Raw genomic sequence first — 25,852 nt, 5'->3', positions numbered from 1 at the left:
TTGTATAGATGTGTAGTTTTTATTTCCGAACTTTTTATGGATAAATCTCCTATTTCCAAACTGTTATATAAAAGGAAAATTCTCCTTTTCAAAATACAGAATACTCGAAATGAAAGACCTATTATAGCACATTGAACTTTCGTTTTATCATTCCACTTTTTCATGTTATTATTTATTTCCGAGCATATCGGGAAAAGTAAACTTAGTTAATTCAAAATAGGAGCGTTGGTACTATGCAGTGCATTGAAACAAACAACTTACAACAGTTGTTAGAACAAGTAAAACCATATACGAAAAAAGGAAAACTTGCTACTTATATCCCCGAACTAGGAAATGCAAATCCAGACGATTTAGGGATTGCCATTTTCCATAAAGAAACAGAATATATCCATGCAGGCAACTCACAAACACTATTTACTCTTCAAAGTATTTCCAAAGTAATTACACTTGCCCTTGCCCTTTTAGACCGTGGCGAAGAATATGTATTTTCTAAAGTTGGAATGGAACCAACGGGTGACCCATTTAATTCTATTATTAAGTTAGAAACGACAAGTCCGTCCAAACCCCTTAATCCAATGATAAATGCAGGAGCATTAGCTATTACAAGCATGTTAGCAGGAAAAGATAACGAGGAAAAAATGGAACGTATTCTTCATTTTGTACGTGAAATAACAGATAATCCTACTATTAATTATTCCTCTAAAGTTGCCGATTCAGAATTAGAGACAGCTTATCTAAACCGTTCACTTTGTTATTATATGAAACAAAACGGAATTATCGATTGTGATATTGAAGAACTTATGGATTTATATACTCGTCAATGTGCAGTTGAAGTAAACTGCATCGATTTAGCACGTATCGGCTTAATTTTTGCAATGGATGGATATGATCCATATAAAAAGAAACAAATCATCCCTAAACATATTACAAAAATTTGCAAAACATTTATGGTCACATGTGGTATGTATAACGAATCTGGTGAATTTGCAATTCGTGTTGGTATCCCTGCAAAAAGTGGTGTAGCCGGTGGTATTTTCGGTTGCGTAAAAGGAGACATGGGAATCGGTATTTTCGGACCAGCTTTAGATGCAAACGGAAATAGCATTGCTGGTTTTAAAATTCTTGAACTTCTTTCTGCTCAAGAAGGCTGGAGTATTTTTTAATCGCGAGTTATCCTGCTATACTAGCAGGATTTTTTATTTCACCAAAACCTCACTTTTGTCAGTTATCAATCCTCTTACAAAAACAGTGCTGAAAGTTTCTCTATATCATGCATATTTGTTCCCCCCTCCTGAATAATATAGTACAACCTAGCGCTATATGTGGAGGTGTGAAAGATGAAACTAATATTTCAAATGGGAAAACAGCCTGTTCTTGAAAAAACAATTCTTCTTTTTATATTGAGTATTGTAGAAAGCTTAAAGCTAAAAGTTGTTTCACTCGATGAAGCTCACCGATACATATTCAATTTAGAAGTACTTGAACTATTAATGGACCGGAACATCGATGATCAAGTACTTGAACTTATTCATTTCGGAATGGGACTTGAAGACATTCACCATGTGCTTCCTGAAGAACTTGAGCATACGATCGAAGAATTAAAGTGGCTTTGCATTCAAGTATTAAGTGAGTACAGTATGCATGAAGAATCCGAACAATTAATTGAAGATATACGGTAAAAAAAGCACCTATGTAGGTGCTTTTAATGTTTTTTTAAACTATTTTTATACGCCTCAATATTTACTGGTAGCTCTTCCTCTTCCAAAGTATGTTCATTTACATCTTTATGAATGAACGCACCTTTAGGTGGTTGATGATCATGCCCTTTTTTCTTATGATCAAATGCTTTCCCGCGTCCCATACAAATCCCCCTTTCTTAAAAGAAATCCGTATTAGTATGGAGAAAAGTACGTCGATATATGCAATCCCTTGCTGTATTTCCAAGGAAATACTCGAACCTTGTTTTCTACTCTCCTTACAACAACTGATCAATCCCAATAAGTATTAATAACACTCCTGCAATAACCGTCGCCCATTTCCCTAAGTAAGCTGCTAAATATCGTTTCCCTACATATGCAAAACCACTTATGCAAATAAAACTAAACACCCCAGAAATAGTCGCTGTAAGCCAAAGATTTAAATTTGTTACCCCAGCATCAAACCCACCTGCAATATTATTAATAGATAATGCAACTCCTAAAACAAGTGCTTCAGAAAAACTAATTGTTTTAGATCCATCAAAATCTGCTTTTTCTGGATCACGTAAAATTCCCATAAGTACATTATCATCTTTAGAACCTACAGTATTTTTTTGACCCAAGAAAGGCTGACATAAAATAAACACCCCAATTATCCCTAAAACGATTGCTCCAATCAGGTTTGCTGTAAACTCTGAAATAAATAATGCAATCCAGTTCCCAAAAAATCCAGCTAGTAAAGTAAATAAAAATCCAAAGAATGCGATGATAAAATTGTTAAACCACGAAATACGAATTTTACGAATGCCATACGCAATCCCAACACCTGCATTATCTAAATTAGAAGCGATCCCAATTAAAAAAATTGAAAATAAGCCTACCGTATTCATAAATAGTCACCCCTTTTTCTCACTTTTCAATGCATATTATGAAAATGTTGAGCAACTGTGCCTGTCTGTTTCATATACTTGTAATAAATGCTCAACATTTTTTCAACACTAAAAAAGGAGTGCCTGCACTATGGCTAATGAAAACCCGAATAATCGGCTTGGTAAATTAATAAAAAAACTTTTAAAAGAACGCGCCTTATCTATGCGCCAACTAGGAATACTTACAAATATTGATCCTGCAACAGTCTCAAGAATTATTAATGGCAAACAACCGCCAAAACAAAAACATCTACAAAAATTTGCAGAATGTCTTCAAGTTCCACCCCAATTGTTATTTGATGAAATGTACCCTGATTCTCCTCACATTAATAAAGAAAAAACGGATATGTACACATCTCTTGATACCATTCAACAAACTTTACAATCCTCTAACTTATTCGATTTCGATTACACTACAACTCGCGTAAAACAAGAACTCGAAAATTACGAACGCTATGCCCAGACAACAGAAGGCGAAAAACGTATTCATGACAGTTTTGCAAGCAAATTAGAGCAAATTGATAGTGCTGGTCCTTTTATTGAACAATTAACAGATATGTATCAACAATTTTGTAATGAAACCATTTCAAAAGAAGAACGTGCAGTTCTTGGGAGCGCATTACTTTATTTCATTTTATCGACAGATATTATTCCCGACTATCTCTTTCCAATTGGCTATTTAGATGATGCGATTGCCGTTGAATTAGCAAAAGAGAAATTACTTGAAATGAAACGAAAGACATAGCAAAATAAAGAACTATTTCAGTTGTTTATATTCAACTCTGAAATAGTTCACTAAAAAATCGTACAAGTATACATACTCGTACGATTTTACTATACAAATCTATTTTTTCGTGTGGCACCATTCATATATAAATGTTGTTATCACTTTTGTAAATTCAATTAACTGTTCAATTTCAACTTTCTCATTTACAGAATGTGCTTCTTCTAATGTACCTGGTCCATATATAATCGCTGGAATGTGAAACTCACTAAACCAACCACCATCAGTTACCGTTGCAGACATATCTAAAATTGTATTTTTTGATAGAATAGACTCGTGTACTGAGCTAAGTTTTTTTACAGCTTTATGTTCACTATCTACTTCTAATGAAGGGAAAATTTCCCCACGATCTACAATCATTGATTCTCCGCCCCACTTAAATTGTGGCGGATTTTCACTTAACCATGGATCGGCAGCTGCCACCTTTCCAATATACTCTTCAATTTCGTTTATTATTTGTTCATGTGTTTCATTCGGATAGAAGTGCACTGTTATCCACAATCGGCACTCATCCGCAATAAACGCCGCATGCCTTCCTCCCTCAATAACAGCTGGATTAATTGTTGTTGTTCCAGATGGATAGCCTTCATATGTTTTCATAACTGCCCAGTGGCGCTCTAATTCTTGTAAGCTTTGTAAAATTTTCATCATTTTTTCAATCGCACTCGCTCCAAATAAACGTCCTCCAGCATGGATCATTTGTCTGCGCGTTGCATCATGAAACGTTTGTGGACTTTTCACTGTAATCCATCCAGTAATGACACCGCCTTGTCCTTGCATATGTAAATCGCTCGTATCCACTACTACTGCAAAATCAGCATCGTAACCCCTTTTGCAGCATTGAAGTGTACCTGCTTCTCCAACTTCTTCTCCAATTACCGATTGAAAAGTTAAATCTCCAGGTAATTCAATACCAGCTTCTTGTAAAAGTTGAATGGCAAATAGCGCTCCAGCCAGCCCACCTTTCATATCTGCTGCGCCACGTCCAACTAACCAGCCATCTTTTATAAATGGATCAAATGGATTTGTTTCCCACGCCTCATCTGCTGACACTTCGGCTACATCCATATGTCCATTAATAATAAGACTTTTATATGAGTCACTTTTTATCCCTTTTTTTACCCCAACAACATTCGGATCATTCGGATATACATCCCATTTATCAATACTAAAATTTCGTTTTCTTAAAAACTCTGCAACAAATTCTTGTGCTTCATTTGTATTTCTCGCTGGCGGTGCTGGTGTTTCAAAACGAATTAAAGTTTTTGTAAGTTCTAGTAATTCCTCTTTCCTTGAATCTATTTGTTTTAACAACTGCGAAACTTCTGGATTCATCGCTAATTCCCCTTTGCATACATAGTATGTTTCCAGCTTTATTTTCACAAAAAAAGAGACTGTTTACAATTTTACAGTCTCCTAATTAATCACTATTATAAACTCTCTACTTCCGTTGTATTTGTCTTTTCAATATGCTCTACATTACTTCCCTTATTTCTTGTAGCACGATAAAACAGTAAGCAAACAATCATAAATGGAATACCACAATACAATGCCATTCTTTGTTCTGGAATAAAGGCCATGCCAACGATTACTGTTAAATTTAATACTAACGCAAGAAGTGGTACAAATGGATACAATGGTGTTTTAAATTTCAAGTCCTTAACATCCCCGCCCCGCTTCATGTATGACCTTCTAGCTAATAAATTTGATAAAGCAATAGATGCCCAAACTAGTATCGCTCCGAATCCAGCGATAGAAAGCAGCCATAAATAAACTGTATCTTCCGCATAAATACCTGATAGTAGTGAGAGACACCCTACAATTGTGCTTACGATTAATGCATAAATAGGAACACCGTTTTTAGATAACTTTCCAAAAATTGGACTAATCATTCCTTGATTAGACATAGACCATAGCATACGCGAAGTTGCATATAATCCTGAATTCGCAACGGATAGTACTGCTGTAATAATAACGAAATTTATAATATCTGCTGCATAAGGAATACCAATTTTATCAAATACAACTACGAATGGACTTTCTATTACTCCTGCTTGCTGCCAAGGGAATAGTCCAGCAAGAATAAAAATAGATAGTACAAAGAAAACAAGTATACGCCAAACTGTATTGTTAATTGCCTTCGGGATCGTTTTCTCTGGATTTTCACTCTCACCTGCTGCAATACCAACTAATTCTGTTCCTTGGAAAGAAAAATTAACTGCAATCATTGTAATTAAAATGGCTGATAATCCATTTGGAAACAATCCACCATAATCAGTAAAGCTAGAGAACATTGGCGCTGGTTCATTCCCTTTCATATCTAGAAACCCAAACATTGCTGCCCCGCCCAAAATAATAAATGCAATAATTGTAATTACTTTAATACTTGCAAACCAAAATTCCACTTCCGCAAAACTTCTTGAAGATAACGCATTAATAGCAAAGAGCAGTACCGCGAACACTACACACCAAATCCATGACGGTACATTAGGAAACCAACGTTTCATCAAAATACTAACTGCAATTAATTCAATACCTATCGTAGCAGACCAGTTTAACCACGACATCCATCCCACTACATAACCTGCTGCAGGAGAAATATGCTTTGTCGCATACGTTTGATAAGACCCTGCGTCAGGCATCGCAACCGCTAACTCTCCAAGACAGAGCATCGTTAAATACATTACAAATCCACCGACAAGATACGCTACAATTGCTCCTCCAGGTCCAGCTTCATGAATCGTATAACCTGATCCTAAAAAAAGTCCTGTACCAATAACTCCACCGAGTGCAATCATAAATATGTGCCTGCTTTTCAATTCTCTTTTTAATCCTTGGTTTTGATCCATCATATAAATCCCCCCTTTTCACTTTGCCAATCCATTTAATGTAAGCGTTTTTAAAATTCTTCACCGTAAAAATAATGATTTAAAAGAGCAAAAATACACATCACTTACATTAATCACTGCCTGTTACTAAAAGGTCATCCCTTACTGTTATTAATAACTTTTGATCAGCAATAGCTTGTCCTTCTACTACTTCTAATGATTCAATATAACCACTGATTCCTATCTTAATTTCTACTTTCTGTTTATCTATTGTTTCAATTAACGCTAATTTCTCCCACTCGTATACGTAAGAACTTTCCGTAACAAATAACTTCTCTACTTTTCCATAACAAGGACTATACACACCTTCTATAACTGTCTTCACTTTATAAATCCCTCCCTCTTATTAATTGACACCGAAACGTTGTATATCCTGTAAAAATTCATATTCTCCCCTCTAGAGATTTCAAATATTATTTATGCAAAATGCGTACCAAGTCTCTAATTCATATATTAAATGAGAGTTTTACACAAAAAAGCGTGCACAACCGCAAAATTTTTCTATCATTTGAAAAGTTTTAAAAGGAAAATAGCAAAAAAATTTTGCGGTTTTATAAGAATTTTAATAAAATTATAAAAAGTCAGTCTTCATAGGGTGAAATGAGGAGAAGATAATCTATGCGTACAGAAGACATTAATTTTAAACAGATCATTGAAATGAACATGCTATATGAAACTTTACTCAATGAACTCGATATCGGGATTCATATTATTAATGAGGAAAGTAAAACGATTATCTATAACCGCAAAATGATGGAAATTGAATCAATGGAACGCTCAGATGTATTATATAAAAGTCCTTTAGAAATATTTGCATTTGAAGAAAATAAAAATAGTACTCTTATAGAGGCATTAAAATTAGGAAAAACAAACAAAAATATAAAACAAACGTATTTTAACAATAAAGGACAAGAAATTACAACGATTAACGATACTTTCCCTATAATAGAAAATGGAAAAATTAAAGGCGCTATTGAAATATCAAAAGAAATTAGTAACTTAAAGCAAACAATAAGAATGGGCCCTTCTCGAAAACAAAGTACTAAATTTACCTTTGATCACATAATTGGTGATTCTGAAGCTATTCAATCAATCATTACTGAAGGAAAAAGAGTAATTCGTACATCTTCCTCCATACTTCTAGTAGGAGAAACAGGCACTGGGAAAGAACTATTTGCACAAAGCATCCATAATGAAAGTCAGCGTTCAACAAAACCCTTTATTTCACAGAACTGTGCCGCTATACCTGATACACTCATGGAAAGCTTATTATTCGGTACAAACCGAGGTGCATTTACAGGAGCTATCGATAAAGCTGGTTTATTTGAAGAAGCGAACGGAGGAACTTTGTTATTAGATGAAATCAACTCATTAAGTCCAGCACTTCAAGCGAAGTTACTACGAGCTATACAAGAAAAAACAATACGAAGAATCGGAGGCACACACGAAAAAGAAATTGATGTTCGTATTATAGCAACTATCAATGAAGATCCTTTCGAAGCCATCGCACATAATCGATTAAGAGAAGACTTATATTACCGATTAAGCGTCGTTACTTTATGTCTTCCGCCTTTACGTGAAAGAAAAGAAGATATTCTAGCTCTTGTTCAGCACTTTATTGAAAAATATAATACTCAATTCGGGCTAAACGTAACCGATGTAGATGTAAATGTAAGAGAATTTTTCTATGCATACGATTGGCCTGGGAACGTACGGGAGTTGGAACATATAATTGAAGGTTCCATGAACTTAATAGAAGATGAAACCATCATTACAGCGTTTCATATGCCTACTCGCTTCCGTGAACGAATAAAAACAGAATTCAATATGCAACATGCACTAACTAATCACAATACTGATGCACCAAAAACTTTAAAACACACAATAGAAAAAATGGAAAAGAACTACATTAACCAAATTCTTAAAGAGAATCATGGCAACATCTCACAAGCTGCAAAATTTTTAGGATTAAGTAGGCAAAACTTACAATATCGAATTAAAAAACTGCATTTACACATATGAAATGAACATGTCTCCAAGTGTAAAAACAACTTGGTAAAATATGTTATAATAAACATATAACATGCTAGAAAGGGGCTATATATATGAGTAATGATAAAAAATTAAAGTTATTACAATACTTATACTTTTTCCCTGCCATGCTCTGTATGATGTTATTCATTAATGCCGATGTAAGCAGCTCTCCTTATGCAAAACTATTTGGAACAATTAGCGGCTCCTTTGCAGCTATTATGCTTGCTGCTTTTTGGAATTTGAAGATACGTATAAAAAAAGAGAAATCTTCGTAATACTAAAAAAATCGAGCTACTTAGCCCGATTTTTTTATTTGCCATTAAAACTCAACATTCTCCAAATACAAACCACTCGCCTCAGCAAGACAATTAATTTGATTACGTTGTTTCGCCTCTAGAATTTGTGGAATTGCTTCAGCATCTAATTGTCCTAATCCAACTTCAATTAATGCTCCAACAATTTTTCTTACCATGTTATGAAGGAAGCCGTTACCACTTACTCTAATTTGTACAAACCCTGCCTCTTCCATCACATCAAGTGTATATACTTCTCGAACCATAGATTTTTTCTTTGATTTCGCATTTGAAAAAGCAGTAAAATCATGTGAACCAACTAAATGTTTCGCAGCTGCTTTCATGCTTTCCACATTTAATTTTTTATTCACATGCATGCTGTATTTACGCATAAATGGATTTGTATGCTCTTCATTCCAAATTTTATACAGATATGTTTTTGCTTTAGAATTGTAACGAGCATGGAAACGATCATATACTTCTTCCACATTCGTAATGCTAATATCATTAGGTAAATATTGATTTAAATATTTTTTCACTTTATGTTCCACTAACTTCTCATCACTTTGAAAGTTAGCAACTTGATTCAAAGCATGTACACCAGCGTCTGTTCTACTACAACCGATAATTTCAATTTCTTTTCCGATCATTTCAGATATGACACTTTCGATTTTTCCTTGAATCGTATTATCGTTATTACCGAGACGTTGCCATCCTTTAAAACGTGCACCATCATACTGAATCGTTAATTTATAATTATGCATAATATTCTCCTTCATAGAAAATATTCCCTCATACCATGAGGGAATATTAATAAACTTTACTTTCTAACAAGCTTCACTACATTTTCTACGTGAGCTGTATGCGGGAACATATCAACTGGTTGCACATACTCCACTTCATAGCTCTTCATTAATGCTTGTACATCACGTGCTAATGATGAAGGATTACAAGACACGTACACAACTTGTTTCGGCTTCACTTTTAAAATTGTTTCCAGTAATTTATCATCGCAACCTGTACGTGGTGGATCGACAACAATTACATCTGGACGCCATCCTTCTTTTACCCATTTCGGTAACCATTGTTCAGCTTTACCTGCTTCATATTTCGTATTTGTAAATCCGTGGCGCTTCGCATTTTTTCTTGCATCTGCAATCGCTTCTGGAATTACATCCATACCACGTACTTCCGCTGCATCATTTGCAAGCCAAAGACCGATTGTACCAACACCACAGTAAGCATCCACAATCTTCTCGTTTCCTGTTAACGCAGCTGCTTTTTTCGCCTCATTATATAAAACAACTGTTTGTTCTGGATTCAACTGGAAGAATGCACGTGCTGATAATTCAAATGATAAATCACCAAGTGTTTCTTGAATTACTTCTTTTCCAGCTAATTTAAATGTTTTGTCTCCAAAAATAACAGATGTTTTACGCCAGTTTACATTTTGCATAATTGATTTAACCGCTGGCATCTGTTTTTGTACTTCTGCAACAAATTGTTCTTTATTTGGTAATTCTTCTTTTGTTGTAATAAGTGTAACTTGTACTTCCCCTGTTTGAACTGCAGTACGTGTTACAATTGTGCGTACTAAACCTTTTTGTTTTTTCTCGTTGTAAATAGAAACATTTAATTTTTCTAAAATACGTCTTACAACTTTTGTCGCTTCATTCGTTGCTTTATGTTGAATCATACAGTGAGCAATATCAATTAACTGATGTGAGTTTTGTTTATATAGCCCTGTAATAACCTTTTCGTCTTTACGCCCCACTTGTAATTGACTCTTATTACGGTAATGCCATGGATTTTCCATGCCAAGCGTTGGACGAATTTTCTCTTCCATACTGTTTTTCATGTACTTCTCAAATGCTTGTACAACGATATCACGCTTTTGATTCAATTGTTCTTTATAATCTAAATGTTGCAGCTGACAACCGCCACACTCCTCATATACTGGACACGGTGCTTTCACACGATGCGGTGAAGCTTTACGAACTTTTTTCACTTTCGCTTCAGCGAAGCCACGCTGAATTTTCGTTGTTTCTGCAACAACTTCTTCCCCTGGTAATGCCCCTGGAATGAAAACAACTTGTCTCTTAAAATAACCAACGCCTTCTCCGTTAATCCCAAGACGTTTAATTGTCACAGGAAACGTTTGACCAACTTCCAACTTACTCTCATGTTGCTTTTGTATCATTATTACACCTCTACTCTATACTTTTCCATAAATATAACGCTGCATAACTGCAGTATGGTTCACACTCTTGTTTCACTTTTTCTAAAAATGCATCATCAGGTTTATCATCTAATTGAAATATACCTTGCACTGCACGCTGAATCCCAATGTCCGCTTTCGGGAACATATTTTTCCGTCCAAGCCCAAACATTAAAAAGTTTTGCACTGTCCATGCACCAATTCCCCTAATTGGCAACAATTGTGCTGAAACTTCTTCTTCCGTCCCATTTTCTATACTCGCTAAATTTAATGTACCACTGACAATACTTCGACCTAATCCTACTATATATTCAGCCTTTCGCTGACTAAACTTCTGCTCTCTCAATTCTTCTATTGAAATATTTGCTACTATTTCCGGAGTGGGGAAAAAGAATACACCGTTCTTCTCTGTTCCATACCGTTTCACAAATTGTTCTGTTAACACAGTAGCAAATTTCAAATTTATTTGTTGGTGAATGATACAGCGAAGAAGACAAGCAAAATAATCAAATTCTAAAATAATTGGAGTATAAGCATATGTTTCAAATAGTGGACGTAATGATGTGTTTAAAAAATGATTTTGTATATCTTGAAACGGTTCATTCCAATGAAAAATGGCCCTCATTCGTTTCATGACTTTCTCCGGATTTCCTGTCTGACTAGAAATCCAAAACTGTGGATTTTGAACAGTACCAATCCCTTGTAAGCGAACAATAACCTGTTCCTCGTCTATACAAAGCGGGATATAAATGACTTTCTCATCTAATTGAATGACGTTAAGAGGATCAAAAGATAAACGTTTTAATACTTCTTCAAAATGATACGGATACTCTAACGTAACATGTTCGCTCCACATACGTTTCCCCATCCTTTTTACACATCATTATAGCATGAGAAAACCGTAAGCATACATGCTTACGGTTGATTGCTTTTTACTAAGTCATCTAGACTTTTAAAATGATACCCTTTCTCGCGCAAATCATCAATGATTTTTGCAAGTGCTTCTGCATTATCTTTTGATATTGCATGAAGTAATAAAATAGATCCTGGGTGAATCATCGTCATAACATTATTATGCGCATATTGCCATCCTCTTTGCTGATCCACTTTCCAATCCAAAAATGCAAGTGACCAAAATACATTATAGTAGCCCATTTCTTTCGTAAGAGCTAACGTTCTTTCACTAAATACGCCGCGCGGAGGACGTACATATTTCACTTCTTTTTGCCCAGTTACTTTTTTAATTTCTTCCGTTACACTCGTTAATTCTTCACGAAGCTTCTCATCATTTACCGCTGTAAAATCAGGATGACTCCAAGAATGATTTCCAATAATGTGTCCTTCATCCTTCATTCTTAACAATAAATCTTTTTGTGTTTTAATGTAATGCCCCGTTACAAAGAAAGTTGCTGGTACTTTTTTCTCTTTTAATACATCTAAGATTTTCCCTGTGTATCCATTCTCATATCCATTATCAAATGTTAAATAAATATCTTTTTTCTTCGTATCTCCTAAATAAAACCCGCCATTTTTTTGCAGTAAATCCGTATATAACTTTCCTGCATCTGGTACTGTTTCATTTTTAGGACGCGGGATTCCCCAGTTATGTGGAGTATTTGTATAAGCCAATGCCGAAACTGGAACAAGTGCCATCATAATTGAAAAAATGAGACCGATATATAACCATTTATATTTCATAAATAGTCTCCTTTCCATATATAATCGTACCTGTAGTTTCTGTTTACTTACTTACTTTCATGCTGTGCATGTTTTTCTATATATACCAAAAAATGCATCTCGAAAGATTCGAGATGCATTTTTGTTTATTTAAATACCGGCTCTTTAAAGCTCGCTAATTTTTCAAGTGATGTTTTATCAACATCTGCATGTAAACTATTACCATGAGAGTCCATCGTTACAACTGCTTTAAAACCTTCAATGCGTAAATGCCACATTGCTTCTGGAATACCAAATTGTAAGAAATCAACATCTTTCACTTCTTTAATACATTCAGCATAATATTGCGCCGCACCGCCAATTGCGTTTAAGTACACGCCGCCGTGTTCTTCTAAAGCCGCTAATGTTTTCGCACCCATACCGCCTTTTCCAATAACAGCGCGAATACCAAATTTCTTCATAATATCGCCTTGGTACGGTTCTTCACGAATACTTGTCGTTGGACCTGCCGCTTTAATTTGCCAATTGTCATTGTCATCTTTCACAACAACTGGACCACAGTGGTAAATAATTTGTCCATTTAAATCTACTGGACAATCATTATCCATTAAATGCTTATGGATTGCGTCACGACCTGTATACATCATGCCATTAATTGTTACAACATCACCAACGCGAAGTCCACGAATTTGCTCTTCTGTAATTGGTGCTTGTAATACAATCTCACGTTGCTCTGTTTTTTCTTGTGCTTCATGCTGAAGTGTATCTTCACCTTCTTGATATAACCAATCCATAATTTCACCTGTTTCAGGATGGATTGTTACACCTAGGCGGCGATATGCCCAGCAATTATACGCCACAGATACGTAGAAGCTAGCCGGCAGGCGGTTATACACGCCAATTTTACAGCCCAGTAAAGTTGTTTCTCCACCAAATCCCATTGTACCAATGCCAAGCTTATTCGCATTTTCTAATACGTACTCTTCAAGTTGTTGTAACTCTGGTACTGGATTGACATCATCTAATGTACGGAATAATTGATTTTTTGCTAATTCATAACCTGATGTGCGGTCTCCCCCGATACCAACACCAATTACACCAGCACTACATCCTTGACCTTGTGCCTGGTATACTGCATGAAGAAGGCATTTACGAATTCCTTCTAAATCACGGCCAGCTCGTCCAAGTCCTTCTAGTTCACACGGTAAGCTATATTGAATATTTTTATTCTCACAGCCACCACCTTTTAGGATTAAACGTGCATCAATATAATCTTTTTCCCATTGTTCAAACTTAATAACCGGTGTACCTGGTCCTAAATTATTTCCACTATTGTCTCCAAAAAGAGAGTCAACAGAATTTGGACGAAGTTTACCATCTTTTGTCGCCCGCTCAAGCGCATTATAGATAGCTTCCTTCAACTTTAATTGATTCACACCAACTGGTGTATAAATTTTAAACGTTGGCATCCCTGTATCTTGGCAAATCGGTGAGATGTTATCATCAGCCATTTTAATATTATTTGTAATTGTGCCAAGTGCCATCGCAGAACGAGTCCCTGCATTTTCTCGCTCTTTCGCTTGTTGAATCGCACGACGAACATCTTTCGGTAAGTTCGTTGACGTTTCAACAATTAGTTGATACATGCTTTCTTGAAGCTTTTCCATTGTTACTTCCCCCTCAATTGTGAACGCTACCAAAACGTTATGAGCTGAAAATTCCATTGTTATGCTCTTTAGCTTTTTATTTGTTTCACGCTATTAAAGCATAAATGAAATTTTTCACAACTTGATTATACCTCTTTTTCTATCGTCCTTCTATTATCCGCACAGAAAAAGGCTACCAAATTGGAATTGGCAGCCTTTTTAATATATTATTCGTCTTTTTTAAATTGCTCACATTTTAATTCTAATTCATCTAACATTGCAAGAAGACGATCTACATCTTCTAATTCTACTTCTTCAGGTTCAATTGTATCAATTACTTCAATGAACATATTTAAACGCTCTTTTAAATATACTAATTGTGTATCTTTATCTTGAATTGCTTTTCCCATGAAGGCACTCTCCTTTTAATTCGAGTTGCTTTTATTATACCGCAAAAATGATTGCTATGGGCATGAAATTTCATCAATTTTGTCACAGTCATCCACTATAATGTAAGCCCTCTCTCTTTTCACGCTAAAAAGTTTCACTTTATAAAAAGCACATATTCTTCTATTATAGAGAATGGACAAATTGTTATTTCAATAGTCAAAGGAGTATTTCATATGACGATATCACAAAAAATGAAGCCGATTACTCCTTCTTACGATCCATGGGAAGCGTATATGGACCTTGAAGAGTACGGCAAACTACTATTAACAAATGTTGAATTTACAACGACGACGTTATGCAATATGCGCTGTGAGCATTGCGCTGTTGGTTACACGTTACAGCCGAAAGACCCAAATCCGCTTCCGATGGATCTTTTATTAAAACGATTAGATGAGATTCCTCATTTACGTTCTTTAAGTATTACTGGCGGAGAACCTATGCTTTCAAAAAAATCCGTCGACAACTATGTAACACCACTCTTAAAATACGCCCATGAACGAGGCGTTCGCACTCAAATCAACTCTAACTTAACTATAGATTTAGCACGTTACGAACAAATTATTCCTTATTTAGACGTGTTGCATATCTCTCATAACTGGGGAACAATTGATGACTTCGTTGAAGGCGGATTTGCAATGATGGAGCGTAAACCTACTTACGAACAACGTGCAAAATTATTCGAAAGAATGATTACAAATAGTAAGGCTCTATCAGATGCAGGTGTACTTGTATCGGCCGAAACAATGTTAAACAAAAGAACTCTACCACATATTGAACATATTCACCGTCAAATCGTCGAAGAGATGGGCTGTAAACGTCATGAAGTTCACCCAATGTATCCAAGTGACTTCGCGAGTAATCTAGAGATTTTAACAAAAGCTGAAATTCGTGATGCTATTGAGCATTTACTAGAAATTCGTGATGAAAATGTATGGATGTTATTTGGAACGTTACCTTTCTATGCTTGTAGCGATGACGAGCGAGACATTGCCACATTTAAAAAATTACAAGAGAGCAAAAATGTCACTGTTCGTAATGATCCAGATGGCCGTTCTCGTTTAAATGTAAATATTTTCGATGGAAATATTATTGTAACGGACTTTGGTGATGTTCCACTTCTAGGAAACATACAAACAAACACATTACAAGAAGCATATGACAAATGGAGTGCTTCAAAAACAGCAAAATCATTAAGCTGTCACTGTCCTGCAGTAAAATGTCTTGGACCAAATGTTCTTGTAAAAAACAGCTACTATCCGACAGAAGATTTCTTATCAAAAACAGCAAACATTACATTATAAAAAACGTCAGCTTATAAGCTGACGTTTTTTTACGTTATTGCGAGTGGGAAGAAGAAATGAATTTAAAAAATAAATGATCATGAATTGGAATCGCCGCTCCAATTCCTTGAGAAGTAATATTTTTCACAACAAGTCTTTTTTGATTTCCCTTTAATACAAGATACACTTCTCCAAATGTTACTTTTCCCTTTTCATTTACTGCTGGTGTATAAGCGTATAAATATCCGAGTTGACTCGGACTAATATTATACACACGCTCATGTCCAGTACCATAACCAATAGTTGTTTTAAACGAAAGGGGCAATTGTACTTTTTCAAGCGCTTTGAGAAGCATCATTTTTTTCACATCTGCAGCATCTTTCATATCTGCTGTTAAATCGCCTTCAACCGTCTTTTGTGTTTCTTGCTTATAGCGAAGTGGATATAAACGGTCTCCTCCGCGATTATCATACACATTTCGATTCACTTGTTTATATTCCCAATTAATCGATGTGTCTACTGATTCATAATGTAAAGCCCATTGACCTAAATAAATTTTTGCCCGGTACCCTACTGCAAGCGGCGCATTTGAAATTGTCGTTTCATTAAACATCCGAATTAAGTCTGGATTTTCAATTTTAATATTAGCTGTTTTCAATAGTTCTTGAGCAAACTTACTTGGCTGTAAACGTGGCAAATCTTGCGCATCATTTGGAAATGTATTGTCTTTTGAAATATTTAAAACAGATGAAGGCATTTTTGTTCCTACTGTTGTCTTTGCAAAACTCATGTTAGGAAATAATAAAATAAACGAGACCATAGTTGAAAGACATATGCTGTATACTCGTTTCACCTGTCTGGCTCCTTCCTATGTAAAGGTATATATACTACTTTGTTTATTGTTTTCTCTGAGCACAATTGTTATGCCTATTTTTCATAATAAATAAAAACCAATTCCCATAATGACATACGCCGCTAGTAAAGTGCCGCCTTCAAACCAGTTTGTATCTCCATCATTTGAAATCGCAATCGTTAAGAAAACGGCTGTAATCATAGATACAAGTTCTGGTATGGTAAATACTAAAGGCATCCTCTGCGCGAAGAACATAGATAGCAATACTAGTACAGGAGCAACAAACATGGCGATTTGTAATGTAGAACCTATTGCAATTTCGACTGCAATATTTACTTTATTTTTATAAGCCATAATAATTGCAGATGCATGTTCCGCTGCATTTCCAACAATTGCAACGATAATAACCCCTATAAATAATTCTGACCAACCAAATGATTTTGCAACAGTTTCAAAAGTATGCACGAGCGCCTCTGATACATAAGCTACCGCCAGTGTTGCTATCGCTAAAATAAGGAGTGCCTTCCCTTTCGACCACTCTGGCTCTTCTTCATGCGCTACTTCGTCACTTTTATGTTGATATACACCACGGTGCGTAACTAACTTAAATAGTAATGCAGCAATGTACATGATAATCATAATAATAGAAACACCTATACTTAATTGATACGTCTTGCCAACGTCCATCTTCATTGAAAAGATCTCTGGAATAACAAAGGCCACGACAACAGCAAATATTAATAAAGCTGAATTATGCCTTGCATCGTAAACGTTAAAGCTTTGCCTTTTATATTTAAGTCCACCTACAAAGAAGGATAGTCCTCCTACTAATAATAAATTTCCAAGTACAGAACCCGTTAAAGAAGCTAACACCACTTCAATTAACCCTGCTTGAAGTGCAAAAATTGAAATGATAAGTTCAACAGCATTACCGAAAGTAGCATTTAATAATCCGCCTATTCTAGGACCAGATACAATTGCTAAACTCTCTGTTGCTCTCCCCATAAAACCAGCTAACGCGATAATCGTAATACAATACACAGCGAACATAATTGTTTCTGGCCAATGAAGTGTTTTTCCAAGTACAGATAGTGGTACACCTATAAGTGCTACTATAAGAAATATTTTATTAAACATGCTTTTCACCCTTCCATCGTATGTATTTCTCCACAATATTATTATTATTCTTCTCCTAACTTGTCCGATTTCATCACAATTACGTTTAAAAAATCGGATTGAAGAAAACAGTATGAAAGATATTTAAATTATCTTGTTTAAACAGACAGAATTATAAATTGTGAAAAGGGGTTAAAATTATGCACTTAAAAGAAAAAATCGCAACTATTATTCAAGGTCAACGTACCGGTGTATTATCTACAGTACGAAATGAGAAACCTCATAGCGCCTTTATGATGTTTTTCCATGAAGATTTTGTACTGTACGTTGCAACAGATCGACAATCAAAAAAGATAACAGATATTGAAAACAATCCTAATGTCCATGTATTACTCGGACGAGAAGGGAAAAAGTTAGATGAAGATTATATTGAAGTTGAAGGATTAGCTTCAATTGAGGAAGACTCGACATTAAAAAACAAGTTTTGGAATAATAGCTTAAAACGTTGGTTACTCGGTCCTGAAGACCCTAATTACGTATTGATAAAAATCAATCCCGACACAATTTATTACATCGATGGTGCCGGTACGACGGAGCCTGAGTTTTTACGACTATAAAATAAAACAAGCCCCCCTTAGGTGGGCTTGTTTTGTCGAAAAGTTCTTTTGAAAAAAACAATAAAATAGGTGGAACTTTCTAAAGATTCTGTTATATAATAGCAGTAACTTAAATAAACTGTATTAAAACAGATTGAGAGGAGAAATAAAATTGATGAAGAGAGAAGAACGCAAAAACATGATTGAGTTTATTGAAAAGAAAAAAGGGATTGAGCGTGACGAATTACTGTTTATGACAGACGATGAAGTAGAACATATTTATAATGTAACGTACTTTTTATATGAGGAAATTGCAGAGTAGTATAATAATCCCCACCTTATTAAAAATATAAGGTGGGGATTATTTCGTTATTTAGCCCACTATTTGCGGGCAGTCAAACTCCCACCTTAAAATTCAGGTGGAACAAGAAGTTAAGTTGAAGTCGTGCTTCCTATAAACCTCAATTGCTTCAACTTTATACATGAGAATCATTTTCATGTATAATACTGTAAGATTGGAGGAATTTTACTATGAGTTCGTGGCTCTTGTTTGCACTATTATCAGCAATTGCTGCTGCCCTTGTATCGATTTTTGGAAAGTTTGGTTTAAACGGCATCGATGCAAATGTTGCAACAACAATTCGATCTATTATTATGGCATTATTTATGATAGGCGTTATTATCATACAAGGTAAATTTCAAAATATCGGCGACGTACTGCTAAATAAAAAAGCACTGCTATTTATCACATTAAGTGGGGTTGCAGGTGCTTCGTCATGGCTATTTTATTTTCTTGCCCTCAAAACAGGAAAGGTTTCACAAGTAGCTCCTGTCGATAAATTAAGCGTCGTATTTTCTATCATTCTCGCTATGATTATCCTCGGTGAAAAGTTAAACTTTATGACCGGTGTTGGTGTAGTCTTTATTACAGCTGGTGTATTATTTATTGCTTTCAGCTAAAAAAACCGCTATTAGCGGTTTTTCTTTTTCTTTATGTACAACCATACAACACATGTAACAACTGCTGAAATTAATAAAATCCATATTCCATAATGATGTAAACTATACTCAACGAAGCGCCACTTCTCGCCTAACTTCCAGCCAAGCCCAATAAAAACACTTATCCAAATGAGCGCACCACCGTAAGCGTACAAACAAAAACGCCAAAGTGTCAAATTTGATACCCCAGCAAAATATGCTGTTAAATGACGTACTCCCGGTATAAAATAACCAATCATTAAAAGAAATGGCCCATATTTTTCAAATAAAATATGTGTTTTTTCAATGTGATGTTCTTTAATTCTAATTTTCGGCCCATATTTCTTTAAAACAGGGAGCCCAAGTTTTAAACCTAATATGTAGCTTAACGTGATCCCTAACATCGCACCAGCCATCCCACTTAAAAAAGCAGCAGTTCCTGACATAACTCCTTTTGAAACATTATAACCAACAAAGGTCAATAAAAACTCGTCTGGTATCGGTAATCCGACAATCCCACCAGCCAAAGCTATAACAATTCCAAAATAGCCATAATGCGCGATTAACTCGCCAATATGTTGTTCCATTCGGAAGACACATCCTATGCACGATCGTTATTCCACATTGTACCCTTTCTATCTTTAAGGCAAACATGGTATACATATTCACTATACATTGTTTTTATAATGAACTCTACTTCTATTCTTTCCTTTAACAGAGATAAAATTAAACTTCAATCCGCGTGGGTTTTCTTCATCCTCTACTGATTATTAGCCTACATCCATCAGGCTTCTACAGGTATCTCGCCTCCGACATAATTCACTTACATTCACTAATTTTGAGATTAGATTCTTACTGCCTGCAAATGTCCTGATAAAAAATAAAAATTCATATGCGTGTTTTTTTGTTACAATAAAGGAAAGTTACTTTTCGCAACGGTTTAACTCTCAAGAAAAATGATATATCTAGCAAAAACATAGTTTGGTCTATATAATACAACTTCTACCTATTAAAAGAACATGAACCCTTTTACATACAACATCATTTTTCTAAATTATACAGGGGGGAACGAACATGACCATTGAAAATCAATTTATTCAAAAAGTTTACTATAAAACATTTTTAACAGAAGAAACTTCTACTCCTGCATCGGAAGTACTCGGTGAAGCATATATAAATGAATCTAAAAATGAATTCTCCAACATTTCTAATATTCGATTTGCTCAAGGTGAATTTTATTATCAAAATAAAGATTTTGAAGCAGCTATATTTAAATGGGAAAAAGTTAATAATACTCTTGCACTTTGGGCAACAAAAAATATTGCAGATGCTTATTTTGAACTAGGATTCCTACCAAAGGCAGAAGAAATTTATCAATCTATTCAAACAGAAGATACAACTCTTACGATGGAAGTTTCATTACAACTTCTTTCTCTTTATATCGAACAAGATCGTTTAGGACTTGCTTTTAAGACGATTAGTGAAGCTGTTGCATTCCAACCGGATTACCCAAATATTACTGCAATTGCACGTTCTTTCTATGAAAAACAAGAAGATTGGAACAACGCTATCGAACTAGCTGTTCAAGAAGGTATTCGAACACAATCTTTACACTGGTTTGATACATTAATAAATTACATAAACAAAGGATTTACTAAAAATATTAAGCCTGAATATTTCTATGAGTCTTTAAAAGCTCTATATGCTGTTGATCAAGCTCAATTTAAAGAACTTGTTATTGCTCTTTGGAATAGCTACCAACATGAATCCTTATACCTTCCTTGGATTCAAAGTATTAATCATTTATTCTTGCATATTGAAACAGACAATAATGACGATTGGAATGAAATTTCTACTCGCTATCAAGAAACATACTTTGCATTAATTACCGGAAATCATTTTATGCATGAATTAAACGGACTTGTACCAAATCTATTAACAAATTGGTTCAGTTTAACGAAAGCAAAAGATTCTCTAGTTGTCTCTGCAGCAGTATTAGCATGGAATGAAGTCTCACCTACAACTTTAGAATCATTACTCGTAAAAAGTGCTGGATCCTTACTTTCTAATACATCAGCTGAAGCAGATGTAAATATGGAAACAGTTTCTCATTTATTCGAAACAATCGCTGTATGGGCTGAGAAAAATGATGTAGATTTAAGTCATCAATTTACGCTACTCGTCCATGAACTATGTGATTTAAATGTCACACCACTACTAATAGCTGGAACTAGTGACCATGATAAAACATCATTTGTTAATTCAATATTAGGAGAGAACATCTTAACTGAAACTTTAACAACTCCTATTCTATTTAAAGACGCTAGTCAAACTGAAATAACAGAATTTACCGAGTTAGATATCAGAAATATCTCTAACCTTGATGAATTCCATCAAATAACGGCTACATCTGCTCAGTCAGAACTTGAGAAAAAATGTATAGAAATTAAGCTACCAAGTAGATTTTTAAGAAAAAATAAGTTTACATTTCTTATTACACCATCCATTCAAGGACAATTGGATAAAAACAATGCATACTTTGAATACTTACAAGCGGCAGATAGCCTTGTTTACGTATTAAATTCTTCTTCACCATTGCATAGTGAAGAAATTGATACGTTAATTTATTTACGTGAACAAGTACCAAACTTACAAATTCACTTCGTATTACACACAAATAATACGACTACTAATGAAAAACTAATTAGTAAACTTAAAGTACATTTTCCAGATGCACAATTCTTCCCATACTCTCCTTCGCAAGAGAGTAGTCAGCAACTTGGAGATGTAACAGAATCTATTCTCTCTAATCTTGCAAAACGCGATATAGAAAAAGAACGTATAGAAAAGCTAATATGGTTTACGCAAAAGACAATTGCTTATCTCATAAATGAACGTGTGGAATTAGAAAATACATTAGTAAAATCCGTACGCTGGAATAAACACATCTCAGTGAAACTTACTGGATTTATTAATAACCTTACTGCTCTTGAAAAAGATAAAATTCGCTCTATTACCGAATCCTATCTTTTAACGAAAGAAGAAATTACACGAGATATACATTCTCAAATTCCTGAATTATTACAGAGCTGCTCTGATCTTGTTCAAGAAGATAGTGATTTCAAACTAGTTCATGAAGAATTAAATGCTGCAATGAATGAACGAGTTCAAAAGCATGTACAACAGGTACTTCTTCCTAAATTTACTGGGTCTATTCAAGAATGGATTGAAACAGCACATAATGAATTTATTCAAGCTCAAGCTTATTTAGATGAAATGAGTGAAACGTTTAATAAATTATATAAAGAAGAACGTATGAAACTTCCTTGCGATTTCAAATTATTAGATGATTGGAATCGAGATGTTGTACGAATGACAAATCGAATTACAGTAACGAACATCAATATTTTATTACGCTTTACACCAACACAGTTTTTCTTAAAAAGTGCCGGAAAATTATTTGGTAATATGCAAAAAAACCAATCTATGCTCGCCAACAAATATAAACAATATATTGAAACAGAAGACTATACAGAAATTGCTCACACAATTTCAAAACAATTCTTCCTACAATTTGAAGTATTTGAAGGTGCATTAGAACGTGATATCATGATGTTCTTTAAAGATCCACTTAGCATATTGAAACAAAATGTGGATGCAGCTCAACTTGAGATAAAGGAAGACGAGCAAACATTAGCAACGCTAAGAAGCAATCCAGAAACATATCATGATCCTTTAGCGCTATTTAAACTACAATTGCTACAACATAAATTTGTTTTAAGTACTACAAAGAAACATGAAGATATCTTTGTATCTAACGAATCTCCTACTGTTTAACAAAAAAACCAAGCAAACTAAAATTTGCTTGGTTTTTTACTTTATTATCTTCATATTTTCAAACGGATAATAAATGCCTGCTAACTTACCTAACACATCTTCTCTATCAATAAAACCTAAACCATTTCTACTATCTTTACTTATTAAGCGATTATCTCCCATAACAAAAATCTTATTTTTAGGAACTGTAATCGGTCCAAAGTCCTCTGTTAAATTCATAAGTTTTTTTTCTGCTTGTTTTTTATTACTATCCAAATACTCTTCATCTATCACTTCAGAATTCACATATAATTGATCATTTCTCATCTCAATTATATCTCCAGATAATCCAATCACTCTTTTGACATAAAAATTATCTGTTTTCACAACAATAATGTCTTCTCTCCCATAGCTTTCAAATTGTTTTGCTAACTTATTAACAATTACCTTATCTCCATCTTGCAACGTCGGCCTCATGGATGCTCCTTTTACAGTCGTCGGAAAAAACACAAAAATTTTCGCCAAAAACACCAATAAACACGCAATTGCAATAGTTCCAAAGAATTCACGCCAACGTTTTTTCTTTTGCATCATTTCACCAACTCATCATCTTTTTACTTTTATTATAAATAATACGACCGATGATTTTCTACAAAATTCTGAATTATAAAATTATAATATTAGAAATTTAAAAATAAAAATAAAAATAAAAATACTGATTAAATTAAACAAGCAAAAAAGATACTCTCAAAATAGTCTATTCACTATTTTGAGAGTATCTTTTTATAATCCCACATATACAATACACATTTGAGCAGCTACATATGTAAACCAAATCCAAAGTGGCTCATACTTCAATTTACGCCCTCCGATATCTGTCACGCCAATAATAAAATCAGAAATCACAAACAGTAAACCACCAAACGCTGGTATCCACCATATTCCTGTATTTTCATAATATAAGGCGAATGCAAAGCAAGCCATTCCTCCAACCCACAATCCGTAAATTAGAGCTCCTATCGTAAACAATTTATCCTGTTTATCATTTCGGATAAAGAAGAACCATCCTACAATTAGAAAGAGCCCATATACGAGTAAGCCAATCCAAAAACCATTCCACGAAATTCCTGTTTGCAAAAATGCTTTTACATAAAAACAATGAGCAAGAGCGAAAGTAACCATCCCACCAATTAACCTGTGACCAATTGGAATCAGCCCAGCCATAAACAAATCTCCCACAGTCGATAAAGTCATACCAAGTGCAACCCACGTACTATACTCTACAGATGGATCTTGTAACCATATCCAAATTGCACTACCTGTTAAAGAAAAACTAAGAATAAGACGGATTGCTAAAGGTAACGGCATATTATCTTTCGTTCTTTTTGTCTGCCGCATTGCATAAATTGCACCAATTAAAAAAAGAAGTATTTGCCCAATTAACACCACGTAAAGTAGATTCATAATATGTTCTCCTCAATAAATGCTTTTTGTATCTTTTTTCGTTACACTTAGTCTATTATCCTTTTTCTATAAAAAAAGAAGAACAGTACTGTTCTTCCATTGTAATCGCTTTTCTGCTTTCTATGCTACTTGTTTTTCTTTCTCTATTTTTTGCTTAGCTGGCGTCCGATTTACCACAATAATTCCCGCGGCTACACATGCTAAACCGAGTAACACAAATGAATGAATTGCTTCACCTAAAATCATGCTCGATAATAACACACCAAATACGGGTATAAAGAACATATACATAGATACTTTTCCAACCTTATTGTACTTCATAATTGTATTCCAAATGCAAAAACCAGCTGCAGATAAGAAAGATAAATAAATCAGCATAAGTAGTGCATGTAGACTAAATGTAAATGGCATTACTCCAACTTGTAAAGCCCCTATACATAATAATCCTATAGAACCAAACATCATTTGGTATGCTGTCATATAGCCAACATCTAACGTTTTACTACCTTCTTTCGCTAATATGTTTCCATATGAATACAGCATTGCTGCACTAAGAAGTAATAAGCTTCCGATTCCAAAATGAAATGATAAGCTACCATCACTCGGCACATTTACTAAAACGACGCCACAAAAGCCAATCGATACGCCAATTATTTTTCTCATATTGAGGGCATCATCTTTATATAAAAAATGGGCGAGTAAAATTTGAAAGAATGATGATGTCCCTGAAATGATAGCTCCTTCAATTCCCGAACTATAACTCATTCCAATATAAAAACAGATATATTGAAGAAACGTTTGGAATAAACCAATTTGTATTAACTGTTTCCCCGTTCCTTTTTTGAAGCTCATATCTTTTCCTAACACTTTAAAGAATAATAAGAGCATGAATCCAGATAAAAAGAAACGATAACCGGCAAATAATATTTGCTCTCCAACTTCTTGTGGTTGAATTCCAAGTTCAACATAACTTAATTTAATAAAAGGAAATGCGCTTCCCCATAAAAAAGTTGCTACTATTGCAGCAATAAATACGCCAATCGGATGGGTAAAAAATTTCTCTGTCTTCACTTGTTGTCTTCCTTTCCGACCTTTTTATGAACAATATTCATATATACCAAAGGAATTGCGAA

The 25,852-nt window shown here is 34.6% G+C and carries 27 protein-coding genes and 1 pseudogene; 10 read left to right on the top strand and 18 right to left on the bottom strand.

Annotation, left to right across the window (positions count from 1 at the left end):
* Positions 1-49 precede the first annotated feature (49 nt).
* Positions 50-164, bottom strand: a pseudogene (locus H6481_RS29105) (transcriptional regulator).
* Positions 165-233: 69 nt separating this feature from the next.
* Here H6481_RS29105 and glsA point away from each other — a divergent pair.
* Complete coding sequence (gene glsA / locus H6481_RS10370; protein ID WP_001149850.1) at positions 234-1,163, top strand: glutaminase A; 930 nt, start codon at positions 234-236, stop codon at positions 1,161-1,163.
* 174 nt (positions 1,164-1,337) lie between these two features.
* Positions 1,338-1,679 carry a DUF3969 family protein gene (locus H6481_RS10365; protein ID WP_000766603.1) on the top strand — a complete coding sequence of 114 codons (342 nt, stop codon included), beginning with the start codon at positions 1,338-1,340 and terminating at the stop codon, positions 1,677-1,679.
* Between the two features lie 23 nt (positions 1,680-1,702).
* On the opposite strand, the gene H6481_RS10360 is transcribed toward H6481_RS10365, so the two are convergent.
* Together H6481_RS10360 and ytaF are read right to left on the bottom strand one after the other, a co-directional pair.
* Positions 1,703-1,861, bottom strand: coding sequence for a hypothetical protein (locus H6481_RS10360; protein WP_000532409.1), 159 nt, complete (start codon positions 1,859-1,861; stop codon positions 1,703-1,705).
* A gap of 114 nt (positions 1,862-1,975) precedes the next feature.
* Positions 1,976-2,587, bottom strand: a complete 612-nt coding sequence (gene ytaF, locus H6481_RS10355) for a sporulation membrane protein YtaF (protein ID WP_001098787.1) — start codon at positions 2,585-2,587, stop codon at positions 1,976-1,978.
* Positions 2,588-2,717: 130 nt separating this feature from the next.
* Between ytaF and H6481_RS10350 the strand changes: the two genes are divergently transcribed.
* On the top strand, positions 2,718-3,371 hold the full coding sequence (locus H6481_RS10350; RefSeq protein ID WP_023521001.1) for a DUF1232 domain-containing protein: 654 nt from the start codon (positions 2,718-2,720) through the stop codon (positions 3,369-3,371).
* 99 nt (positions 3,372-3,470) lie between these two features.
* Here H6481_RS10350 and H6481_RS10345 read toward each other — a convergent pair whose 3' ends face one another.
* The 3 genes from H6481_RS10345 to H6481_RS10335 form a co-directional block, all read right to left on the bottom strand.
* Positions 3,471-4,745, bottom strand: coding sequence for an acetylornithine deacetylase (locus tag H6481_RS10345; protein ID WP_001067761.1), 1,275 nt, complete (start codon positions 4,743-4,745; stop codon positions 3,471-3,473).
* A gap of 95 nt (positions 4,746-4,840) precedes the next feature.
* A complete protein-coding gene (locus H6481_RS10340) occupies positions 4,841-6,262 on the bottom strand; it encodes an amino acid permease (protein ID WP_182811631.1) in 1,422 nt (473 codons plus the stop codon).
* A 106-nt stretch (positions 6,263-6,368) separates the two neighbouring features.
* Entirely contained in the window at positions 6,369-6,623 is a 255-nt protein-coding gene (locus tag H6481_RS10335; protein ID WP_000859489.1) for a biotin/lipoyl-containing protein, read from the bottom strand.
* A gap of 293 nt (positions 6,624-6,916) precedes the next feature.
* On the opposite strand from H6481_RS10335, the gene H6481_RS10330 reads away from it, so the two are divergent.
* Together H6481_RS10330 and H6481_RS10325 are read left to right on the top strand one after the other, a co-directional pair.
* Positions 6,917-8,320, top strand: a complete 1,404-nt coding sequence (locus H6481_RS10330; protein ID WP_001258420.1) for a sigma 54-interacting transcriptional regulator — start codon at positions 6,917-6,919, stop codon at positions 8,318-8,320.
* An 83-nt stretch (positions 8,321-8,403) separates the two neighbouring features.
* Entirely contained in the window at positions 8,404-8,607 is a 204-nt protein-coding gene (locus H6481_RS10325) for a hypothetical protein (protein WP_000063858.1), read from the top strand.
* A 44-nt stretch (positions 8,608-8,651) separates the two neighbouring features.
* Here H6481_RS10325 and truA read toward each other — a convergent pair whose 3' ends face one another.
* The 6 genes from truA to H6481_RS10295 form a co-directional block, all read right to left on the bottom strand.
* A complete protein-coding gene (gene truA, locus H6481_RS10320) occupies positions 8,652-9,389 on the bottom strand; it encodes a tRNA pseudouridine(38-40) synthase TruA (RefSeq protein ID WP_048538466.1) in 738 nt (245 codons plus the stop codon).
* A gap of 56 nt (positions 9,390-9,445) precedes the next feature.
* Positions 9,446-10,825: a 23S rRNA (uracil(1939)-C(5))-methyltransferase RlmD gene (gene rlmD / locus H6481_RS10315; protein ID WP_017657168.1), complete on the bottom strand. Its 1,380-nt coding sequence runs from the start codon at positions 10,823-10,825 to the stop codon at positions 9,446-9,448.
* A 10-nt stretch (positions 10,826-10,835) separates the two neighbouring features.
* Positions 10,836-11,699, bottom strand: coding sequence for a DNA-3-methyladenine glycosylase (locus H6481_RS10310; RefSeq protein WP_065481908.1), 864 nt, complete (start codon positions 11,697-11,699; stop codon positions 10,836-10,838).
* A 59-nt stretch (positions 11,700-11,758) separates the two neighbouring features.
* On the bottom strand, positions 11,759-12,541 hold the full coding sequence (gene pdaA / locus H6481_RS10305; RefSeq protein WP_000875957.1) for a delta-lactam-biosynthetic de-N-acetylase: 783 nt from the start codon (positions 12,539-12,541) through the stop codon (positions 11,759-11,761).
* 125 nt (positions 12,542-12,666) lie between these two features.
* Positions 12,667-14,187, bottom strand: coding sequence for a class I fumarate hydratase (gene fumA / locus H6481_RS10300; RefSeq protein WP_000413530.1), 1,521 nt, complete (start codon positions 14,185-14,187; stop codon positions 12,667-12,669).
* A gap of 206 nt (positions 14,188-14,393) precedes the next feature.
* Complete coding sequence (locus H6481_RS10295; protein ID WP_000513558.1) at positions 14,394-14,576, bottom strand: SE1561 family protein; 183 nt, start codon at positions 14,574-14,576, stop codon at positions 14,394-14,396.
* A 213-nt stretch (positions 14,577-14,789) separates the two neighbouring features.
* Here H6481_RS10295 and yfkAB point away from each other — a divergent pair, with 213 nt between their 5' ends.
* On the top strand, positions 14,790-15,917 hold the full coding sequence (yfkAB, locus tag H6481_RS10290; RefSeq protein WP_000156022.1) for a radical SAM/CxCxxxxC motif protein YfkAB: 1,128 nt from the start codon (positions 14,790-14,792) through the stop codon (positions 15,915-15,917).
* Between the two features lie 34 nt (positions 15,918-15,951).
* Here the strand turns inward: yfkAB and H6481_RS10285 are convergent, their stop codons facing one another.
* Entirely contained in the window at positions 15,952-16,749 is a 798-nt protein-coding gene (locus tag H6481_RS10285) for a YfkD famly protein (protein ID WP_002083605.1), read from the bottom strand.
* Positions 16,750-16,830: 81 nt separating this feature from the next.
* Positions 16,831-17,886, bottom strand: coding sequence for a calcium/proton exchanger (cax, locus tag H6481_RS10280; RefSeq protein ID WP_000482136.1), 1,056 nt, complete (start codon positions 17,884-17,886; stop codon positions 16,831-16,833).
* 179 nt (positions 17,887-18,065) lie between these two features.
* On the opposite strand from cax, the gene H6481_RS10275 reads away from it, so the two are divergent.
* From H6481_RS10275 to H6481_RS10265, 3 genes are all read left to right on the top strand, one after another.
* Complete coding sequence (locus H6481_RS10275; protein ID WP_000550219.1) at positions 18,066-18,482, top strand: pyridoxamine 5'-phosphate oxidase family protein; 417 nt, start codon at positions 18,066-18,068, stop codon at positions 18,480-18,482.
* 154 nt (positions 18,483-18,636) lie between these two features.
* The gene (locus H6481_RS10270) at positions 18,637-18,783 is read left to right on the top strand and encodes a BH0509 family protein (RefSeq protein WP_000817786.1); all 147 of its coding nucleotides are present in this window, start codon (positions 18,637-18,639) and stop codon (positions 18,781-18,783) included.
* A gap of 209 nt (positions 18,784-18,992) precedes the next feature.
* Positions 18,993-19,421: an EamA family transporter gene (locus H6481_RS10265; RefSeq protein WP_182811628.1), complete on the top strand. Its 429-nt coding sequence runs from the start codon at positions 18,993-18,995 to the stop codon at positions 19,419-19,421.
* Positions 19,422-19,432: 11 nt separating this feature from the next.
* Here the strand turns inward: H6481_RS10265 and H6481_RS10260 are convergent, their stop codons facing one another.
* Positions 19,433-20,026, bottom strand: a complete 594-nt coding sequence (locus H6481_RS10260; RefSeq protein ID WP_000434878.1) for a DedA family protein — start codon at positions 20,024-20,026, stop codon at positions 19,433-19,435.
* A 487-nt stretch (positions 20,027-20,513) separates the two neighbouring features.
* On the opposite strand from H6481_RS10260, the gene H6481_RS10255 reads away from it, so the two are divergent.
* Complete coding sequence (locus tag H6481_RS10255) at positions 20,514-23,276, top strand: tetratricopeptide repeat family protein (protein WP_023520995.1); 2,763 nt, start codon at positions 20,514-20,516, stop codon at positions 23,274-23,276.
* 36 nt (positions 23,277-23,312) lie between these two features.
* Here H6481_RS10255 and lepB read toward each other — a convergent pair whose 3' ends face one another.
* The 3 genes from lepB to H6481_RS10240 all read right to left on the bottom strand — a co-directional run bounded on the left by lepB (position 23,313) and on the right by H6481_RS10240 (position 25,790).
* The gene (lepB, locus tag H6481_RS10250) at positions 23,313-23,849 is read right to left on the bottom strand and encodes a signal peptidase I (protein ID WP_000983309.1); all 537 of its coding nucleotides are present in this window, start codon (positions 23,847-23,849) and stop codon (positions 23,313-23,315) included.
* A gap of 189 nt (positions 23,850-24,038) precedes the next feature.
* Complete coding sequence (locus tag H6481_RS10245) at positions 24,039-24,719, bottom strand: lysoplasmalogenase (RefSeq protein WP_001051080.1); 681 nt, start codon at positions 24,717-24,719, stop codon at positions 24,039-24,041.
* Positions 24,720-24,839: 120 nt separating this feature from the next.
* A complete protein-coding gene (locus tag H6481_RS10240) occupies positions 24,840-25,790 on the bottom strand; it encodes a DMT family transporter (protein ID WP_063546354.1) in 951 nt (316 codons plus the stop codon).
* Positions 25,791-25,852: the final 62 nt, after the last annotated feature.

Source organism: Bacillus sp. ME78 (genome assembly GCF_903970865.1).
GTDB classification, from domain to species: Bacteria; Bacillota; Bacilli; order Bacillales; family Bacillaceae_G; genus Bacillus_A; species Bacillus_A cereus.
Note: the sequence above shows the minus strand (reverse complement) of the source record. Positions and strands in the feature narration are given on the sequence as shown.

Bases quoted from the DNA above. Each gene is read 5' to 3' on its own strand.
- glsA (WP_001149850.1), top strand. From the start codon at position 234: ATGCAGTGCATTGAAACAAACAACTTACAACAGTTGTTAGAACAAGTA.
- H6481_RS10365 (WP_000766603.1), top strand. From the start codon at position 1,338: ATGAAACTAATATTTCAAATGGGAAAACAGCCTGTTCTTGAAAAAACA.
- H6481_RS10360 (WP_000532409.1), bottom strand. From the start codon at position 1,861: ATGGGACGCGGGAAAGCATTTGATCATAAGAAAAAAGGGCATGATCAT.
- ytaF (WP_001098787.1), bottom strand. From the start codon at position 2,587: ATGAATACGGTAGGCTTATTTTCAATTTTTTTAATTGGGATCGCTTCT.
- H6481_RS10350 (WP_023521001.1), top strand. From the start codon at position 2,718: ATGGCTAATGAAAACCCGAATAATCGGCTTGGTAAATTAATAAAAAAA.
- H6481_RS10345 (WP_001067761.1), bottom strand. From the start codon at position 4,745: ATGAATCCAGAAGTTTCGCAGTTGTTAAAACAAATAGATTCAAGGAAA.
- H6481_RS10340 (WP_182811631.1), bottom strand. From the start codon at position 6,262: ATGATGGATCAAAACCAAGGATTAAAAAGAGAATTGAAAAGCAGGCAC.
- H6481_RS10330 (WP_001258420.1), top strand. From the start codon at position 6,917: ATGCGTACAGAAGACATTAATTTTAAACAGATCATTGAAATGAACATG.
- H6481_RS10325 (WP_000063858.1), top strand. From the start codon at position 8,404: ATGAGTAATGATAAAAAATTAAAGTTATTACAATACTTATACTTTTTC.
- truA (WP_048538466.1), bottom strand. From the start codon at position 9,389: ATGCATAATTATAAATTAACGATTCAGTATGATGGTGCACGTTTTAAA.
- rlmD (WP_017657168.1), bottom strand. From the start codon at position 10,825: ATGATACAAAAGCAACATGAGAGTAAGTTGGAAGTTGGTCAAACGTTT.
- H6481_RS10310 (WP_065481908.1), bottom strand. From the start codon at position 11,699: ATGTGGAGCGAACATGTTACGTTAGAGTATCCGTATCATTTTGAAGAA.
- pdaA (WP_000875957.1), bottom strand. From the start codon at position 12,541: ATGAAATATAAATGGTTATATATCGGTCTCATTTTTTCAATTATGATG.
- fumA (WP_000413530.1), bottom strand. From the start codon at position 14,187: ATGGAAAAGCTTCAAGAAAGCATGTATCAACTAATTGTTGAAACGTCA.
- H6481_RS10295 (WP_000513558.1), bottom strand. From the start codon at position 14,576: ATGGGAAAAGCAATTCAAGATAAAGATACACAATTAGTATATTTAAAA.
- yfkAB (WP_000156022.1), top strand. From the start codon at position 14,790: ATGACGATATCACAAAAAATGAAGCCGATTACTCCTTCTTACGATCCA.
- cax (WP_000482136.1), bottom strand. From the start codon at position 17,886: ATGTTTAATAAAATATTTCTTATAGTAGCACTTATAGGTGTACCACTA.
- H6481_RS10275 (WP_000550219.1), top strand. From the start codon at position 18,066: ATGCACTTAAAAGAAAAAATCGCAACTATTATTCAAGGTCAACGTACC.
- H6481_RS10270 (WP_000817786.1), top strand. From the start codon at position 18,637: ATGAAGAGAGAAGAACGCAAAAACATGATTGAGTTTATTGAAAAGAAA.
- H6481_RS10265 (WP_182811628.1), top strand. From the start codon at position 18,993: ATGAGTTCGTGGCTCTTGTTTGCACTATTATCAGCAATTGCTGCTGCC.
- H6481_RS10260 (WP_000434878.1), bottom strand. From the start codon at position 20,026: ATGGAACAACATATTGGCGAGTTAATCGCGCATTATGGCTATTTTGGA.
- H6481_RS10255 (WP_023520995.1), top strand. From the start codon at position 20,514: ATGACCATTGAAAATCAATTTATTCAAAAAGTTTACTATAAAACATTT.
- lepB (WP_000983309.1), bottom strand. From the start codon at position 23,849: ATGATGCAAAAGAAAAAACGTTGGCGTGAATTCTTTGGAACTATTGCA.
- H6481_RS10245 (WP_001051080.1), bottom strand. From the start codon at position 24,719: ATGAATCTACTTTACGTGGTGTTAATTGGGCAAATACTTCTTTTTTTA.